This is a genomic window from Acidovorax kalamii, assembly GCF_002245625.1.
Classification (GTDB): Bacteria; Pseudomonadota; Gammaproteobacteria; order Burkholderiales; family Burkholderiaceae_C; genus Acidovorax; species Acidovorax kalamii.
Map to the genome: position 1 here is coordinate 96,512 of NZ_NOIG01000009.1, position 16,731 is coordinate 113,242.

Annotated in this window: 14 protein-coding genes; 11 read left to right on the top strand and 3 right to left on the bottom strand. The window is 66.9% G+C overall.

The features are described 5' to 3' along the window. The first annotated feature begins 114 nt into the window (after positions 1 to 114). The 5 genes from CBY09_RS14445 to CBY09_RS14465 all read left to right on the top strand — a co-directional run bounded on the left by CBY09_RS14445 (position 115) and on the right by CBY09_RS14465 (position 6,819). Positions 115 to 1,695: an MFS transporter gene (locus CBY09_RS14445; protein ID WP_094290445.1), complete on the top strand. Its 1,581-nt coding sequence runs from the start codon at positions 115 to 117 to the stop codon at positions 1,693 to 1,695. A 100-nt stretch (positions 1,696 to 1,795) separates the two neighbouring features. Continuing rightward, complete coding sequence (gene hemE, locus CBY09_RS14450; protein WP_094290311.1) at positions 1,796 to 2,911, top strand: uroporphyrinogen decarboxylase; 1,116 nt, start codon at positions 1,796 to 1,798, stop codon at positions 2,909 to 2,911. Positions 2,912 to 3,664: 753 nt separating this feature from the next. Next, positions 3,665 to 5,788 carry a replication restart helicase PriA gene (priA, locus tag CBY09_RS14455; protein WP_420807454.1) on the top strand — a complete coding sequence of 708 codons (2,124 nt, stop codon included), beginning with the start codon at positions 3,665 to 3,667 and terminating at the stop codon, positions 5,786 to 5,788. Between the two features lie 367 nt (positions 5,789 to 6,155). Then, positions 6,156 to 6,365 (top strand): hypothetical protein, encoded by a 210-nt coding sequence (locus CBY09_RS14460; protein WP_063462430.1) that lies wholly within the window; start codon positions 6,156 to 6,158, stop codon positions 6,363 to 6,365. A 118-nt stretch (positions 6,366 to 6,483) separates the two neighbouring features. Then, positions 6,484 to 6,819, top strand: coding sequence for an RNA recognition motif domain-containing protein (locus CBY09_RS14465; protein ID WP_094290313.1), 336 nt, complete (start codon positions 6,484 to 6,486; stop codon positions 6,817 to 6,819). Positions 6,820 to 6,949: 130 nt separating this feature from the next. Here CBY09_RS14465 and CBY09_RS14470 read toward each other — a convergent pair whose 3' ends face one another. Together CBY09_RS14470 and CBY09_RS14475 are read right to left on the bottom strand one after the other, a co-directional pair. Continuing rightward, positions 6,950 to 7,903 carry an AEC family transporter gene (locus CBY09_RS14470; protein WP_094290314.1) on the bottom strand — a complete coding sequence of 318 codons (954 nt, stop codon included), beginning with the start codon at positions 7,901 to 7,903 and terminating at the stop codon, positions 6,950 to 6,952. Positions 7,904 to 8,015: 112 nt separating this feature from the next. After that, the gene (locus CBY09_RS14475) at positions 8,016 to 9,296 is read right to left on the bottom strand and encodes an ABC transporter substrate-binding protein (protein WP_240515735.1); all 1,281 of its coding nucleotides are present in this window, start codon (positions 9,294 to 9,296) and stop codon (positions 8,016 to 8,018) included. A gap of 323 nt (positions 9,297 to 9,619) precedes the next feature. Between CBY09_RS14475 and CBY09_RS14480 the strand changes: the two genes are divergently transcribed. From CBY09_RS14480 to CBY09_RS14495, 4 genes are all read left to right on the top strand, one after another. After that, the gene (locus CBY09_RS14480; protein WP_094290315.1) at positions 9,620 to 11,695 is read left to right on the top strand and encodes an ATP-dependent helicase; all 2,076 of its coding nucleotides are present in this window, start codon (positions 9,620 to 9,622) and stop codon (positions 11,693 to 11,695) included. A gap of 6 nt (positions 11,696 to 11,701) precedes the next feature. After that, positions 11,702 to 12,226, top strand: coding sequence for a hypothetical protein (locus tag CBY09_RS14485; protein WP_240515736.1), 525 nt, complete (start codon positions 11,702 to 11,704; stop codon positions 12,224 to 12,226). Then, positions 12,226 to 13,431 carry a phospholipase A gene (locus tag CBY09_RS14490; protein ID WP_094290316.1) on the top strand — a complete coding sequence of 402 codons (1,206 nt, stop codon included), beginning with the start codon at positions 12,226 to 12,228 and terminating at the stop codon, positions 13,429 to 13,431. The genes CBY09_RS14485 and CBY09_RS14490 overlap by 1 nt, the downstream gene beginning before the upstream one ends. Before the next feature lie 368 nt (positions 13,432 to 13,799). Continuing rightward, positions 13,800 to 14,189 carry a hypothetical protein gene (locus CBY09_RS14495; RefSeq protein ID WP_094290317.1) on the top strand — a complete coding sequence of 130 codons (390 nt, stop codon included), beginning with the start codon at positions 13,800 to 13,802 and terminating at the stop codon, positions 14,187 to 14,189. A 75-nt stretch (positions 14,190 to 14,264) separates the two neighbouring features. Here CBY09_RS14495 and CBY09_RS14500 read toward each other — a convergent pair whose 3' ends face one another. Next, entirely contained in the window at positions 14,265 to 14,744 is a 480-nt protein-coding gene (locus CBY09_RS14500; RefSeq protein ID WP_094290448.1) for a universal stress protein, read from the bottom strand. 113 nt (positions 14,745 to 14,857) lie between these two features. Here CBY09_RS14500 and tgt point away from each other — a divergent pair, with 113 nt between their 5' ends. Both tgt and CBY09_RS14510 read left to right on the top strand, forming a co-directional pair. Then, entirely contained in the window at positions 14,858 to 16,030 is a 1,173-nt protein-coding gene (gene tgt / locus CBY09_RS14505; RefSeq protein ID WP_094290449.1) for a tRNA guanosine(34) transglycosylase Tgt, read from the top strand. Positions 16,031 to 16,149: 119 nt separating this feature from the next. Continuing rightward, positions 16,150 to 16,617, top strand: a complete 468-nt coding sequence (locus CBY09_RS14510; protein ID WP_240515737.1) for a hypothetical protein — start codon at positions 16,150 to 16,152, stop codon at positions 16,615 to 16,617. Positions 16,618 to 16,731: the final 114 nt, after the last annotated feature.

Sequence of the window (16,731 nt, forward strand, 5' to 3'; positions counted from 1 at the left end):
AGGCCGCCCCAAAACGGGGAACCGGCGATATCCTCCAACACGCCCTGCAACACCCCTGCAGGGTTGCCCCCGCGCTTCCCGTCCGACCACGACCCACGCCCTACCGCCCGCCCCATGTCCCAGCACTCGACCTCTTTGTGGAGCCCCCTGCGCCAACCCGCGTTCCGGGGCCTGTGGATTTGTGGCGGCATCTTTTTTGTGGGCAGCGGCATGCAGACCATGGCAGCCGCCTGGCTCATGGTGGAGCTGACGGGCTCGTCCTTTCTGGCCGCGCTGGTGCAGACGGCCGTGTTCATGCCCATGTTCCTGCTCGCATTGCCCGCCGGGGTGCTGGCCGATACCACCGACCGGCGGCGCCTGGTCTCGGGCGCGCTGCTGGCGCAGGCGGGGGCCAGTGCGCTGCTCACGCTGCTGGTGCTCGGCGGCTGGGGCGGGTCGGCCTCGGTGCTGTTTTTGGTGTTTGTGTGCGGCTGCTGCACGGCGGTGCTCACGCCCGCGTGGAATTCCTCGGTCATTGACCCCGTGCCACGTGACGAGTGGCCCCAGGCCATCACCGCCGTGAGCATTGCCTACAACGCAGCGCGTGCCGTGGGCCCCACGCTGGCGGGTCTGGTGTTTGCACAGCTGGGCGCGGGCTGGGTGTTTGCCATCACCGTGACCACTACGCTGGTGATGTGGGACTCCATCCGCCGCTGGCCGCCCAAGGCGCACCCGCCCTCCAAGCTGCCCGCCGAGCGCCTGTGGGGCGGCACCCTGAGCGGGCTGCGCTTTGCCTGGCACTCCCGCATGATCCTGGCGCAACTGGTGCGCGTGATGGCCTTCAGCGCCGCAGGCTCGGCCCTTTGGGCGCTGCTGCCGGTGATTGCGCAGCGCCTGGGCACGGGGGCGCCGGGCTTTGGGCTGCTGATGGGCTGCCTGGGCACGGGGGCCGTGGCCGTGGGCCTGGTGCTGGGGCGGCTGCGCGCGCGTTTTGGCATGGAAGCCATCGTGGGCGCAGGCGGCATCGTGTTTGGCGCGGCCATGCTGGTGGCGGCACTCACCAAGATCACGGCGGTGGTCTATATCGCCATGCTGTTTGCGGGCGCGGCCTGGATGTCGGCCATGTCCACCTTCAACACCGCCACCCAGGCCAGCGCGCCGCAGTGGGTGCGCTCGCGCGCCGTGGCCATGCACATGGTGGCGGCGCTGGGTGCATTTGCGATGGGCTCGGCGTTCTGGGGCGCGGCGTCGGACATCCTGGGCCTCACGCCCACGCTGTGTGTGGCCGCCGCGCTCATGGGCGTGGGCCTGCTGCTGGCGCGCCCCATGCCGCTGCGCATGGGGGCCCTGCACGAGGTGACCCAGGCCACGCCCTGGGATGAACTCTTCATCGAGGCCGAACCCCTGCCCGAAGCAGGCCCCGTGGCCGTGGAGGTGGGCTACCGCATCGCGCCCGGCACCGACGCCGCCTTCCTCGACACCATCAGCCGCATGAAGGCCCCGCGCCGCCGCGACGGCGCCACCTTCTGGCGTGTGTACAAGGACCTGGGCGAGCCCTCGCGCTATGTGGAGCGCTTCATCGTCGAGTCCTGGGCCGACTACCTGCACCAGCGCGCCCGCGCCACCATGGCCGACCAGGCGCTGGAGACGGAAGTGCGGGCGTTTTTGGCACCGGGCGAAGTGGTGCGGATGTCGCACTACATCGCAGAACGTTAAAAGCCCTGAGCCGATCCACCGTGGTTCCGGCTTGATGCGCGTCAATTTCTGCCGCTAGGCCGGCTACCGAAGCCCGCGGTCGGCCTGCGACAATCGCCAGATGACCTTCGCCCCCCTTGCCAACGACACCTTCCTGCGTGCCTGCCGCCGCCAGGCCACCGACTACACGCCCCTGTGGCTCATGCGCCAGGCGGGGCGCTATCTGCCGGAGTACAAGGCCACGCGTGCCCAGGCGGGCAGCTTCATGGGGCTGGCTACCAATGTTCAGTACGCCACCGAAGTGACCCTGCAGCCGCTGGAGCGTTTTCCGCTCGACGCGGCCATCCTGTTCAGCGACATCCTCACCGTGCCCGACGCCATGGGCCTGGGCCTGTCGTTTGCCGAGGGCGAAGGCCCGCGCTTTGCAAAACAAGTGCGTGACGAAGCCGCCGTGGCCGAACTCGCCGTGCCCGACATGGACAAGCTGCGCTACGTGTTCGATGCGGTCACCAGCATCCGCAAGGCGCTCAATGGCCGCGTGCCGCTCATCGGCTTCTCGGGCAGCCCCTGGACCCTGGCCTGCTACATGGTCGAAGGCAAGGGATCGGACGACTACCGCCTGGTCAAGACGCTGATGTACAGCCGCCCCGACCTGATGCACCGCATCCTGGCCGTGAATGCCGACAGCGTGGCCGCGTACCTCAACGCCCAGATCGACGCGGGCGCCCAGGCCGTGATGATCTTTGACAGCTGGGGCGGCGTGCTGGCCGACGGCGCCTTCCAGGAATTCAGCCTGGCCTATACCAAGCGGGTGCTGGCGCAACTGAAGCGCACGGGCGTGGATGGCACGGACGTGCCGCGCATCGTGTTCACCAAGGGCGGCGGCATCTGGCTGCCGGACATGAAGGACCTGGACTGCGAGGTGCTGGGCCTGGACTGGACGGCCAACCTGGGCCAGGCGCGCGCCATCGTCGGCGGCCAGGTCGGCGGCCCCGGCAAGGCGCTGCAGGGCAACATCGACCCCAATGTGCTGTTTGCACCGCCTGCGCAGATTGCACAACAGGTGCGCCATGTGCTCGACAGCTTTGGCACACCCCACACCGATCGCAGCACCACCGGCCCCACGCACATCTTCAACCTGGGCCACGGCATCAGCCAGTTCACCCCACCCGAGCATGTGGCGGCGTTGGTGGAGGCGGTGCACAGCCACTCGCGGGCGCAGCGCCAGCCGCGCTAAAGGCAGGCTGGGGCCTGCGCAGCCGCCGCAGCTGCGTGCCATTCTCTGCAAGCAAAAGGCGAGCAGGCCCCATGCACCAAAACCCCACAGCCCCGCACCCGAAGGGCTGACTTATGCACAAAACTGGAGCAGCACCGCCACCCGATGGCGCACCATGCATGGCACCATGGCGGCACCGGAAAGATTCGCAACAAACGCGTAAGTGATTGATTTCAAAGGATCTGCATCCCCTGCTTTTTTGATGGGCATTCCAGCCAAACCGCCGTCTTTCAAGGACTTGCGTGACAAACGCAGGGGATATCAACAAAGTTATCCACAGAAATTCTGAATTTCTTGCAAATCCCTTGTCAAATCAAGCACTTGCAGGCCAAACCGCAAAAATACCTGAACACGCAGGGCACCGGCTAGCACAAATTTGGGGCTGATCCGGGTCTTGACGCCAAAGTGATGTTCGACTTATGCACACAAATCTTGATGCGGCGCAACATTTCCCCGCCACCTGGCCCTAGCACAGAAAATGCACACAAATTTCTTCAGATGATTGATTCATAAGGATTTTTTCACGCTGCCAGTTTTGTGGGCATTCTGTTCGGCGCCAGTATTCATGCGGGTTGGCGGGGTGTGCAGACAGGATGTCAACAAAGTTATCCACAGAAAGACGGGATTACTCACAGCACACGCCAAATCAAGCACTTAGCCACCAAACCTCTACAGCACCTCCACAAGCCCCCGTAACTGCCATAGCCAGTGCCTATCCACACCGCCATCGTCCACGTTGCATTGCATACCCCGTCGCACAGCGGCGTGGGGGACCTGCTCAGCTACGCCAGCGCGCAGCCCCTGCCGCCGGGCACGCTGGTGCGGGTGCCGCTGGGCAAACGCGAGGTGCTGGGCGTGGTGTGGGATGCCGCCGAGGCCACGGGCGAGTTGCCCGAAGGCGCGGCCATGCGGCCGGTGGCAGGCGTGCTGGAGGGGGTGGCGCCGCTCGCGCTGCCCTGGCGCCGCCTGGTGGCCTTTGCCGCACGCTACTACCAGCGCGCCCTGGGCGAGGTGGCGCTGGCCGCCCTGCCCCCCCAGCTGCGCGACCTGCAGCCCGACCAGCTGGCGCGGCGGCTCAAGCGCCCCGCCAAGGCACTGGACCAGGATGGCAGCGAAAACGCTATTCAAACAATAGCACTCACCGCAGAACAGGAGCGCGCAAGGGCCCGAATTTCCTCTGAATCCGGCCCCTTCCTGCTGTTTGGCAGCACCGGCAGCGGCAAGACCGAGGTCTACCTGCGCTGCGTGCAGGAGGCGCTGGAGGCCGACCCCACCGCGCAGGCGCTGGTGATGGTGCCTGAGATCAACCTCACGCCGCAGCTTGAAGAGCGCTTCACCACCCGCTTCGCGCCGCGCTTTGGCAGCCAGGCCGTGGTCTCGCTGCACAGCGGCATGACCAACCCCCAGCGCCTCAAAAGCTGGCTGGCCGCCCACAGCGGCGCGGCGCGCATCGTGCTGGGCACGCGCATGGCGGTGTTTGCCAGCCTGCCGGGCCTGAAGATCATCGTGGTGGACGAGGAGCACGACCCGAGCTACAAGCAGCAGGAGGGCGCGCGGTATTCGGCGCGCGACCTGGCCATCTGGCGCGGGCGCGAGCAAGGCGCCAAGGTGCTGCTGGGTTCGGCCACGCCCTCGCTGGAGACCTGGCACGCCAGCCGCCCGCCCACGCCCGAAGACCCCGAAGGCGGGCGCTACGTGCGGCTGGCCATGCCCAGCCGCATCGGCGCGGGCGCCCTGGCCCGCGTGCGCCGTGTGGACATGAACCAGCAGCCGCGCCGCGCCATCTTCAGCGCGCCGCTGCTGGCCGCCATCTCCGAGCGCGTGGCGCGCGGCGAGCAGAGCATGGTGCTGCTCAACCGCCGGGGCTATGCCCCCGTGCTGCACTGCGCCGACTGCGGCTGGAAAAGCGACTGCCCGCACTGCAGCGCGCACCAGGTGTTCCACAAGACCGACCGCACCCTGCGCTGCCACCACTGCGGCTACACCGTGCGCGTGCCACGCGCCTGCCCCACCTGCGGCAGCCCCGACATCCACTCCATGGGCCGGGGTACCGAGCAGCTCGAAGAACAGCTCGGCGATTTGTTGTCCGAGGTGCTGCGACCTGACCGCACGCCCGCGCGTATCGCCCGCATCGACGCCGACACCACCAAGGCCAAGGGCGCGCTGGAGGCGCAGCTGGCCCAGGTGCATGCGGGCGAGGTGGATGTGCTCGTGGGCACGCAGATGATTGCCAAGGGCCACGACTTCCGGCGCATCACGCTGGTGGCCGCCGTGCAGCCCGACGGGGCGTTGTTCAGCAGCGACTTCCGCGCGCCCGAGCGGCTGTTTGCGCTGCTCATGCAGGCGGCAGGCCGCGCCGGGCGCGACGCCGCGTACATGGCTGCCCAGGGTACGCAGTGCGAGATGTGGGTGCAGACCTTCCACCCCCAGCACACCGTGTACGAGGCGCTGCGCAAACACGACTACGAGGCTTTCGCCGCCCAGCAGCTCAAGGAGCGCGAAGAGGCCGCCATGCCCCCGTTCGCCTACCAGGCCCTGGTACGCGCCGACGCACGCACGCAGGAGGTGGCCCAGGGCTTCCTCACCGCCGCCACGGCCGCTGCACACGCGGCAGGCCTGCCGGGTCTGGACGCGGTGACCCTGTTCCCCCCCGTGCCGCTGACCATCCAGCGCGTGGCCAACGTGGAGCGCGCCCAGATGCTGATGGAGAGCGGGAGCCGCACCGCCCTGCAGCGTTTTCTGGCCGCCTGGCAGCCCGTGCTGCAGGCCACACGCAGTGCGCCCGAGCACAAGGGGCTGGTGCGCTGGCTGGTGGATGTGGATCCGCTCGTGATTTGAGGCTTTTTGGCGCCCTGCCGCGCATTACACAAGCGCAATCAGCTATCAAATGGAGAGCACTCAGTCCCTGGAGCGAAGGGCTTGCAGAGCCCCGAACACCCAATTTTTAAAACCAAAAATAATATTAATTTGAATTTAAATATAAATTCGAATATGCTTCAGACTGTTGCAGTCATGGGCCTTGCTTCGGCCAGTCACCGCAACGTCTGCCCCGGGTGCATTCCGCCCCTTGCAGGCGCTTCCTTGGCGACCTTCGTCGCCCCGTGGGTCTGTAGAGCTGCAGCCCACCGCGTTCCTTGCTGCTCACGCAGGCCACCGTTGCGGCCCGCGATCCTGATTGATCCAGATTTCACAGCCTGCCATTTCCATGGGCGCCTACGTCGTTTCGCCCACGACACACCCTACCGACTGCGGCCGCTTTCGCGCCTCCTTCTCGGTCCATCGCTCCCAGGGCAACGGCAGTTATTGCCGCGTGTTCCGTTTTGACAAAGCCTTCGCCTCGCGCGAAGCCGCACGGCTTTTTGCCGTCACGCAGGGCTGGCTGCAAACCAGCATGCAGCACCCACCCCAATGCTGATGGCCTGCGGCCTGACGCACCTGCCATCCCCCATGCCTCCGCTGCGGATTTCCCTTCCGCAGCGCAGAACCCCAACGGTGCGCGAATCGTTGCGCGCCATTTTCAGAAAGGCTCTTCCATGAGCAGCAAAATCTATGTGGGCAACCTGCCCTATTCCGTGACCGATGCCAGCCTGAACAGCAACTTTGCCGAGTTCGGCGGCGTGTCGTCTGCCAAGGTCATGATGGACCGTGACACGGGTCGCTCCAAAGGCTTCGGCTTTGTGGAGATGGCCAATGCCGACGTGGCCCAGGCCGCCATCAAGGCGCTGCACGGCATGTCCGTGGACGGCCGCTCGATCGTGGTGAACCTGGCCCGCCCCCGCGAAGAGCGCGGTGACACCGGTGGCTACACCGCCAGCAAGCGCGCAGATGTGGGCTACGGCACGGGTGGCCACGGTGGCGGCCGCTACTGAACCCGGCAGCCCCAACAAAAAAACCGGCTCACCTGAGCCGGTTTTTTTTTCGCCCCAGCGCAAGATATCAGGCTTTTTCAGGCCTCTGCGCGCATGGGGTGGGCGCGAGCAGCTACAAAATCAGTAGCAATCAGGTCAGCAACGCCACCGCTGCCGAAAAGCTCAAGAACGCCAGCGCCGTGCTCACCAGGATGATGCGCGCCACGCGCCCGTTGTTGGCGCCGAACTTCTCGGCCAGCAGCGACACATTGCTGGCACTGGGCAATGCGGCCAGCAGCACCAGCACCGTGAGCGCAAACGGAGTGAGCGGCACACCCACCGCGATGGCAGCCGTGCCCACGGCCCACACCAGCAGCGGGTGCACCAAGAGCTTGGCCAGCGCCACGGGCACGTAATCGCGCGCGGGCACCTGCTCGTGCTGGTTCATCTGTGAACGCGCCAGCACGGCGCCAATGGTGAACAGCGCCACGGGCGATGCCGCGTCGGCCAGCATGGCAATGGTCTTGTCCACCGGGCCAGGCAACTGGAACTGCAGGGCCGAGGCCAGCGCCCCCAGGGCAATCGACCAGGGCATGGGATTGGTCGCCATGCCCTTGAAGGCATTCTTCAGCGCCACCCCCACGCCATGCGTGCCTGCGCCATCCAGGCGCGAGAGCGCAATGCACAGCGAGCTGGTGATGACCATGTCCACCACGATGGTGACGATGGCCGGGCCCGCACTCTGCGCGCCCAGCAGCGCCACCAAGAGCGGCACGCCCATGAAGCCGGTGTTGGGGAAGGCAGCGACGAGTGCGCCAAAAGCCGCGTCGTTCCAGCCGATGTGCGCCTTGCGCGTGAGCGCCACCGTGGCCCCCACCATCACCAGCGCACACAGCACATAGACGCCCGCCACGGCCGGGTCGAGCAGCTGGGCGATGGGTGTGCTCGCGCCGAAGCGGTACAGCATGCAGGGCAGCGCAAAGTACAGCACGAAGGCATTGAGCCCCGGGATGGCCGGTTGCGGCAGCACGCCGCGCCGTGCGGCGAGATAGCCGCAGAGCACGAGCGCGAAGAAGGGGAAGGTGATGAGGAGGACGGAGAGCACGGCACGATTGTCCTGGCTGCGACTGCAGCCAGGGCCTGCGGCGCCCGGCGTGGTCAGCGCAAAGTCAGGTGGGTGGGCTCGCGGGTCGCGAGCGCAGGCACCCGTTTTTTTGTTATTGCTTGCGCTGGATGATCAGGTTGCGCTTGGCATCCTCGGGGTAGGCAAAGGTGATGGCACCGTTCTTGACCATGCCCATGACCAGCATGTTGCGCGTGATCGCGTCCTTGTCCTGCGCGCTGAAGGGCTTGTCGTAGGTGGTGACCACGCCGTAGTAGGTCTTCATCTTGCCCTCCAGCGATTCCTTGATGGCCTTGCCGTTCAGGTTGCCGTCGCGGATGCCGAGGAAGGAGTACATCAGCAGGTAGGTGGCGTCGTAGGCATTGGCCGCCGCCATGGGCACGGCCACCTTGCCCTGGAACTTGCGGGTGTAGCCCGACAGGAAAGACGCACGGCGCTCGTTGCTGGGCTCGGCGATGAAGGTCTGCACCATGAGCGCGCCCTCGGCCGCATCCTTGGCGCCTTCGAGGAAGAACGGGAAGGACAGCGGCCACGGCCCGACCTGCGGCACCTTCCAGCCCAGCGCCTTCTTGCCGTTGGCGATGGTGGCGTTCTCCGGCCCCACGGTGTAGCTGTAGACCACGTTGGCGCCCGCGTTGCGCGCCGCCGTGAGCTCGGCCGTGAGGTCCTTCACCCCCAGGTCAAAACGCGCCACATGCACGGGCTTGAGGTTCTTGGCCGCCAGCGCGGCCACCACGTCGTTGTAGCCGCCTTCGCCATAGCCAGTCTTGTCGGCAAAGATGGCGACCTTGTCCCAACCGCGTTTGACGATGTCGTCCACCAGGAAAGGTGCCTGGATCGCGTCGCGCGCCTGCACGCGGAAGATGTAGCTGTCGGGCGCGGGGTACTTGGCCGTCACGGCCGTGCCCGTGGAGCAAGGCACGATGAGCGGGCTCTTGGCGTCCTGGAACAGGTCGATGGCCTTGAGCGCCACGCCGGTGTTGCAAAAGCCGATGGTGGCGACCACCTTCTCGGCCAGCAGCTCCTGCGAGACCTTGCGGCCCTGGTCGGGATTGGCCGTGTCGTCCTTGACGACCAGCTCCAGCGGGCGGCCCAGGTAGCCGCCCACGGCGTTGATCTCGTCCACCGCCAGCTTGATGCCGTTGAGCATGGGCACGCCAAAGTCGGCCGACGGCCCGGTGAACGGCCCCACCACGCCGATGCGCACGGGCGCGGTGCTGCCGATCTGGGCCTGCGCCGGGGCCAGGGCCCCACCGGCCAGCAGGACTGTGGCCACCACCGCCGCAACCGCCACCGGCCGCCAGGCGCGGGCGGGCGGGCGGCCGGGGCCCGATGGCGCAAACGGAATGGCGGCGGAAAAAGCGAAAGAGATCATGGGCGTGCGACCGGGGGCATGGAGTGGGGGAAACACCGCCCGGGGAGCGGGCGGGGGGTCGCAGCCAGTATCAAATTGCAAAAACAAAGCCCCTAGCGGGGTTTCCCGGAGCGTCGGGGCCCCGTGCCCTGCGGCGCCCCCGGCCCGTCAGCGCCTTGTCAGCCCGGCACAGAGCCCCCGGGCCGGTGGCTGGCAAGGGAATGGGTACGGGCGCGCCGGTATCATTGCGCGCTTCGCCGCCGGGCCCGCCCCTGTGGCCGCCGTCCCGGCCCGCCCCCCGACTCCCCTCTTTCCTTTTTCTGCGTCCCGCGCCCCCTGCCCCCATGTCTGCCGGTCTCAATCTCGCCCAGCTCCAGGCTGTCCACTACACCGACGGGGCCTGCCTGGTGCTGGCGGGCGCGGGCTCGGGCAAGACGCGGGTGATCACCATGAAGATAGCCCACATGATCGAAAAAGGCATGGACCCCAAGCGCATTGCGGCCATCACCTTCACGAACAAGGCGGCGTCGGAAATGCGCGAGCGCGCCGGGCACTTGATCGGCAAGCGCGCCAAGGATGTGCTGATTTGCACTTTCCACGCGCTGGGCGTGCGCATGGTGCGCGAAGACGGCCATGTGCTGGGCCTCAAGCCGCAGTTCAGCATCCTGGATGCCGACGACGTGACGGGCATCCTGAAAGAGGCCTCAGGCGGCACCACCGACATGGCCACCGCGCGCCAGTGGCAGTGGGTGATCAGCAAGTGGAAGAACATGGGCCTGACCTCGGCCGAGGCGCTGGCCCAGGCAGCGGACGACAACGAGCGCATCATCGCCACGCTGATGGCGCGCTATGAAGAGCGCCTGGCGGCCTACCAGAGCGTGGACTTTGACGACCTGATCGGCATGCCGCTGCGCCTGCTGCGCGACTTCCCCGAAGTGCGCGCCAAGTGGCAGGCGGCGCTCTCGCATGTGCTGGTGGACGAATACCAGGACACCAACGCCACGCAGTACGAGCTGCTCAAGCTGCTGGTGGGCCCCAACGGCCACTTCACCGCCGTGGGCGACGATGACCAGTCCATCTACGGCTGGCGCGGTGCGACGCTGGACAACCTCAAGAAGCTGCCGGTCGATTACCCGCACCTCAAGGTCATCAAGCTGGAGCAGAACTACCGCTCCACCAGCGCCATCCTGCGCGCGGCCAACAACGTGATCGGGCCCAACCCCAAGCTCTTCCCCAAGACGCTGTTCAGCGAGCTGGGCGAGGGCGAGCCGGTGCGCGTGATCGACGCCGACAACGAGGAGCACGAGGCCGAGCGCGCCGTGGCCCGCATCCAGAGCCTGCGCGCGGCCAGCAACCCGCCGCCGGACTGGAAGAACTTCGCCATCCTGTACCGCGCCAACCACCAGGCCAAGCCGTTTGAAAAAGCGCTGCGCAAGGCCAACATCCCCTACAAGGTCTCGGGCGGCACGAGCTTTTTCGACCGCGCGGAAATCAAGGACCTGTGCGCATGGTTCCGGCTGTGGATCAACAACGACGACGACCCGGCGTTTCTGCGCGCCATCACCACACCCAAGCGTGGCATCGGCCACACCACGCTGGCGGCGCTGGGCGCATTTGCCACGCAGCACAAGCAGAGCATGTTCGGCGCGCTGTTCAACGGCATGCTGCCCGCCGCTGTCCCGAAGCGCGCGATGGACGGCCTGCACGAGTTCGGCCGCTACATCAACTACCTGGAATACAGCGCGCGCCGCGTGCATGGCGCCGAGGAGTCGCGCACCTTTTTGAACGACTGGCTCAAGGAGATCGGCTACGAGCAGCACCTCTATGACAACGAGGACAGCGAGAAGGTGGCCGCAGCCCGCTGGAGCAACGTGATGGAGTTCTGCGACTGGATGGCCCAGCGCGCGGGCGGGCAGATCGACGACACGGCTGGCGCCGTGGTCGCCAAGGAGACCAAGAGCCTGCTGGAGGTGTCGCAGACCATCGCCCTGCTCTCCACCATCAGCGAGCGCGAGAAGGAGCAGGACATGGTCGTGCTCTCGACCCTGCACGCCAGCAAGGGGCTGGAGTGGCCCCATGTGGTGCTGGTGGGCGTGACCGAGGGCATGCTGCCCTTCAAGCTCGACGACGACGAAGGCCGCCAGCAGAAGGTGAGCGACGACACGCTGCAGCGCCTGCAGGAAGAGCGCCGCCTGATGTACGTGGGCATCACCCGCGCCCAGCGTACCCTGGCCGTGAGCTGGACCAAGAAGCGCAAGAAGGGCCGTGAGATGGTGTCTGCCCAGCCCAGCCGCTTCATTGCCGAAATGGGCCTGGACAAGACCACCGCGCGCGAAGACCCGCGCGAAAAACTCAAGGCCCTGCGCGCCGAGTTTGCCGCCAAGAAGGCGCTGGCCGCTGGCGCGCCCCCTGCTGCCTGAGAAGGTATGAACGAACCCGCCATGCCCCGCACACGCCCCTCCCTCAAACCGCAGCTTGCCCTGCCAATAGCTATTATTTTGATAGCTATCAGCGCTTATCCAGCGCGCGCAGATGGCAAAAAAGACTCAAAGACCAGCACCGCCTGCCCGGCCGCCGCCGACATGGACCACCAGCACCTGCAAGGCCGCTGGCTGGCCGAGCTGCGGGCCCCGGCCGCAGAGGGCGCCACCCCGCCACCACCCACCACCGCCGTGCTGCAGCTGGGCCCCCATCCCGAGCTGGCACAGAGTGTGCGGGGCACCACGCAGCGCGGCAGCACCACGGCCCAGGTCAGCGGCGACGTGGACGATGGCGACCTGACTCTGGAAGAATCGATCAACGGCACGAACATCAGCGCCACCTGGACAGGCCGGGTGGTGGATGGAAGTTGCGGCAAGGAAATACGCGGAACATGGAACAACGCCCACCCCACGCCCCCGGCTCCCGCAGCCATTCCGTTTGTGATGCGCCGGCAGGCGGGGTGGCAGTGATGTCCACCATCCACACGCCCAGCCGGGCAGCCACCGCCTTGGGCCCCCTGCACCACACGGCAGCCCTGGTGCTTTCGGCCTTGGCCGCCCTGGCCCCTGCGGGCGCCGTGTGGGCGCAGGCTGCGCCCGCCCCGGGTGCCGACAGCGCCTGGCGCCGCTGCACCGCGCTGCCCGGCGACAACCAGGCGCGCCTGGCCTGTTTTGACCAGTGGGCCGCCGAGCAGACCTGGAAAGCGCCCGGCGCCTCGGCAGCCGACGCCGCCGCCACCACAACCGCCGTGCCCACCCCCGTGGACACCACGCTGCCCGCCACCCGCATCATCGAAGTGGCGCGCACCGAAGGCTGCCGCGACCCGCAGTACAGCGACCTCTCGCGCTTCTGGGAGCTGGAGTCGGGCAGCGACTGCGGCACCTTCAGCTTCCGGGGTTACCGCCCGATCACGGTGTCGGTGGTGGCATCCAGCAATGTGAACCGCCAGCCCACGTCGGACGCGCCCGACCATTCGGCCCTGACCTCCACGCCCTACCGCCGCACCGAGAACCGCATCCAGCTGTCGGTGCGCACCAAGATTGCCCAGGGCCTGCTCACGCAGGGGCATCCCACGCTCAAGGATTCGGTGTGGTTTGGCTATTCGCAGCAGTCGTACTGGCAGCTGTTCACGCCCCAGATCTCACGCCCCTTCCGCACCACCGACCACGAGCCCGAGGTGATGTATGTCTACCCCACCACGGCGCAGCTGCCGCTGGGCTGGAAGTGGCGCTACAGCGGCGTTGGCCTGGTGCACCAGTCCAACGGCCAGAGCAACCCGCTGTCGCGCAGCTGGAACCGCGTCTACCTGATGACCGGCATGGAGCTGGACAACCGCTGGAGCGTGAACGCCAAGGTCTGGAAGCGTTTGTCTGAAAGCGCCGACAGCGACGACAACCCCGGCATCAGCGACTACGTCGGCCGGGGCGAGCTGGCGGTGTTCTGGAACGCCAACAAGGACAACACCCTGGGCGCCACCGTGCGCCACACCCTCGCGCGCAGCGACCGGGGCTCGGTGCGGCTGGAATGGATGCAGACCCTGGGCAGTGGCCTGTGGGGCGGCAAGAGCAACCTGCGCCTGCACACCGCGCTGTTCAGCGGCTATGGCGACAGCATGATCGACTACAACCGCAAGCGCACGGTGTTCAGTGTGGGGTTGAGTCTGGTGGATTTCTAGAGGTCATCCCCCTGAGGCGCTGCGCGCCTTCCCCCTTCTCTCGAATGGCTGCGCCATTCGGGAAGGGGGACGCAGCCCTCGCTGCGGGGCGGCCCTTGCTTGGCTGCCCTCGCTTGGTGCGTGCCGGTTTCGGAGACTGCGTGCACTGCCGAGAGCGGCAGAACAGCCTTCGGGCGCCGCTCACAACTCGTTACGACATCATCCTCAAGTTTTTCAAAACGGCGCCGACGCGCCGCCACAATGGCACGCGCAACGACACCGGCAGGGCGCAGCCGCCACACACCCGATAAGCGCGGCTTTTTGGCCGCAATACCGGCCATTGCCTTGTGCGTGCACCCTCGAAAATGCGCCCAGAGAGGAACACACCCATGGACATGCAATACCAGCTCAAGGCAGGCAGCTACTACCTGTATGACATGCGCGAGGCGCCCAGCGCCGTCACGGGTGAACGCCGCTTCAAGCTCAAGACCGACACTGTGGCGATTGCGTTCGACAAGCACACGGGCGAGGTGCACCAGCATGGCAGCCCCACGCGCATCCAGTCGTGGGCCAACAACACGCGCCGCCGCCTGCGCGCCGCCGGGGCGCAGGACGTGGCCAACGACATCGTGGTGGTGTCGGGCCCGCTGCCCGTGGACGAACTCAACAAATGCCTGTGGGTGCGTGGCTATGTGCGCCGCATGTTCTCGCGCCTGGCCACCCTGCCCCATGGCAAGCTGCAGCGGCCGGCGACCGAGCCGTTCCGCAAGGCGGCCTGAGCCTCCCGCTTTTTATCCGTTCCCCCTCAGGGCCGCACACAGCGGCCCTCGTCGTTTTGGAGGCACCGAAGCGCCTCAGGCCTCGGCGTCCTCGGCCACGTCGCTGTCCACGGCCTCCAGCACCTCGGCATGTTTGACGATGGTCACGGGCACCGGGCTGGCGTGGGCCACCTCCTGCGACACCGACCCCAGCAGCGCGCTGGTGATGGCACCCTGGCCCTTGGCACCAATGACCACCATGTCGCAGCCCGAGCGCTCGATCATGTCCACCAGCGTGTGCGCCACATCGCCCACCCCCACATCGGTTTCGTAGGGCACGCCCGCCGCCTCCAGCAGCGCGCGCGCCGGGGCCATCAGGTGTTCGCCCGCCTCCAGGCTGGCGGCGGCGATCAGATCGGGGTCGCGCGTGGTGACCAGCTCGTACAGCGTGGCAGGCTCCTGCACGTTGGCCAGCACCATGGTGGCCTGCAGGCCCTGGCGCACCAGGGTCAGTGCGTGGTGCACGCCGTCCAGGGAGAGTTCAGAGCCATCCACTGCGATGAGGATCTTGAGCATGGTGTTCTCCTTGAGTGAGTCAGTGCAGACCAGTGTAGCGACGGCCTGCGCAAACGCCAGTCCATACCCTTGAAGCAGACCAGGCAAGCCCGTCTGGGACAATGCGCCCCATCATGCTGCAGTTCGAACTCCTCAAAACCGACCCCTCCAGCCACGCACGCCGTGGCCAGCTCACGCTCAACCACGGCGTGGTGCAGACCCCCATCTTCATGCCCGTGGGCACCTATGGCACCGTCAAGGGCGTGATGCCGCGCAGCCTGCACGACATGGGCGCGCAGATCATTTTGGGCAACACCTTCCACCTGTGGATGCGCCCGGGCCTGGACGTGATGCAGAGCTTTGGCGGCCTGCACGGCTTTGAAAAATGGGACAAGCCCATCCTCACCGACTCGGGCGGTTTCCAGGTCTGGAGCCTGGGCGCCATGCGCAAGATCACCGAAGAAGGCGTGACCTTTGCCAGCCCCGTCAACGGCGACAAGCTCTTCATGTCGCCCGAGGTGAGCATGCAGATCCAGACCACGCTCAACTCCGACATCGTGATGCAGCTCGACGAGTGCACGCCTTACGAAACCAAGGGCCACAAGACCACCGAAGCCGAGGCGCGCAAGAGCATGGAAATGAGCCTGCGCTGGGCCAAGCGCAGCCAGGACGAGTTCCACCGCCTGAACAACCCCAACGCGCTCTTCGGCATCGTGCAGGGCGGCATGTACAAGAACCTGCGCCAGGAGTCGCTGGAGCGCCTGGTCGAGATGGATTTCCCCGGCTATGCCGTGGGCGGCGTGAGCGTGGGCGAGCCCAAGGACGAGATGCTGGACATCATGGCCCACACGCCGCACCGCCTGCCTGCGCACAAGCCCCGCTACCTGATGGGCGTAGGCACGCCCGAAGACCTGGTCCAGGGCGTGGCCGACGGCGTGGACATGTTCGACTGCGTGATGCCCACCCGCAACGCGCGCAACGGCACCATGTTCACGCGCTTTGGCGACCTGAAGATCCGCAACGCCCGCCACAAGGCCGACCACAAGCCCATGGACACCAGCTGCACCTGCTACGCCTGCGCGGGCAGCTCGGGCGTGTCGTGGGACAACGGCGGGCGCGAAGGCTTCAGTCGTGCCTACCTGCACCACCTGGACCGCTGCGGCGAGATGCTGGGTCCCATGCTCACCACCGTGCACAACCTGCACTACTACCTGAACCTGATGCGCGAGGTGCGCGAGTCACTGGAGGCGGGCACTTTTGCCCAGTTCCGCGCGCAGTTCAAGGCCGACCGGGCGCGTGGCGTGTAAGGGCGCAGCCTGGGATGCAATAGCTATATATTTGATAGCTTAAAAGGCAATCCCAACAGGCGCATAAGGCCAAAATCATTCAGAAAATACTGCACTCCCTGCTGCGCTGGCCCGGTCGCGTGGCGGCGGGCCTGGCCAGTGGCGTGCTGGCGCTTCTCATCCTGTTCGAAGAATGGGGCTGGGTCCCGCTGCAGCAGCTGCTGGCGCGCATCGGCCGCTGGCCGGGTCTGCGCTGGATCGAGGGCCGCGTGCGCGCCCTGCCGCCCTGGGCGGCCGTGGCGCTGTTTGTGCTGCCCACCTTGCTGCTATTGCCCGTCAAGCTGCTCGCGCTGTGGGCCATCGGGCGCGGGCATGTGGTGCTGGGCATGCTCGTGATCGTGCTGGCCAAGGTGGTCGGCACGGCGGTGGTGGCGCGGCTGTTCACCCTCACCCAGCCCGCGCTGATGCAGCTGCGCTGGTTCGCCTGGGCCTATGCGCAGGGGATGCGCGCCAAGCACGCGGTGCTGGCCCGCGCCCGCGCCACCTGGGCCTGGCGCATGGCGCGGGTGGTCCAGCGGCAGTGGAAGAAGCGGTGGCGCCTGCGCTGAGGCCCCGCCCCCGGAACCCGCACTGCGCGGCGCTGGCGCCTGTCACCTCCTTCGGTCACCATACGGGAGACCGGGCCCGCACGGCCTGATCCGCCCCTACCACTGCCACCACAC

Coding starts and splice junctions, on each gene's coding strand:
- CBY09_RS14445 (WP_094290445.1), top strand. CDS start 115: ATGTCCCAGCACTCGACCTCTTTGTGGAGCCCCCTGCGCCAACCCGCG.
- hemE (WP_094290311.1), top strand. CDS start 1,796: ATGACCTTCGCCCCCCTTGCCAACGACACCTTCCTGCGTGCCTGCCGC.
- CBY09_RS14460 (WP_063462430.1), top strand. CDS start 6,156: ATGGGCGCCTACGTCGTTTCGCCCACGACACACCCTACCGACTGCGGC.
- CBY09_RS14465 (WP_094290313.1), top strand. CDS start 6,484: ATGAGCAGCAAAATCTATGTGGGCAACCTGCCCTATTCCGTGACCGAT.
- CBY09_RS14475 (WP_240515735.1), bottom strand. CDS start 9,296: ATGATCTCTTTCGCTTTTTCCGCCGCCATTCCGTTTGCGCCATCGGGC.
- CBY09_RS14480 (WP_094290315.1), top strand. CDS start 9,620: ATGTCTGCCGGTCTCAATCTCGCCCAGCTCCAGGCTGTCCACTACACC.
- CBY09_RS14485 (WP_240515736.1), top strand. CDS start 11,702: ATGAACGAACCCGCCATGCCCCGCACACGCCCCTCCCTCAAACCGCAG.
- CBY09_RS14490 (WP_094290316.1), top strand. CDS start 12,226: ATGTCCACCATCCACACGCCCAGCCGGGCAGCCACCGCCTTGGGCCCC.
- CBY09_RS14495 (WP_094290317.1), top strand. CDS start 13,800: ATGGACATGCAATACCAGCTCAAGGCAGGCAGCTACTACCTGTATGAC.
- CBY09_RS14500 (WP_094290448.1), bottom strand. CDS start 14,744: ATGCTCAAGATCCTCATCGCAGTGGATGGCTCTGAACTCTCCCTGGAC.
- tgt (WP_094290449.1), top strand. CDS start 14,858: ATGCTGCAGTTCGAACTCCTCAAAACCGACCCCTCCAGCCACGCACGC.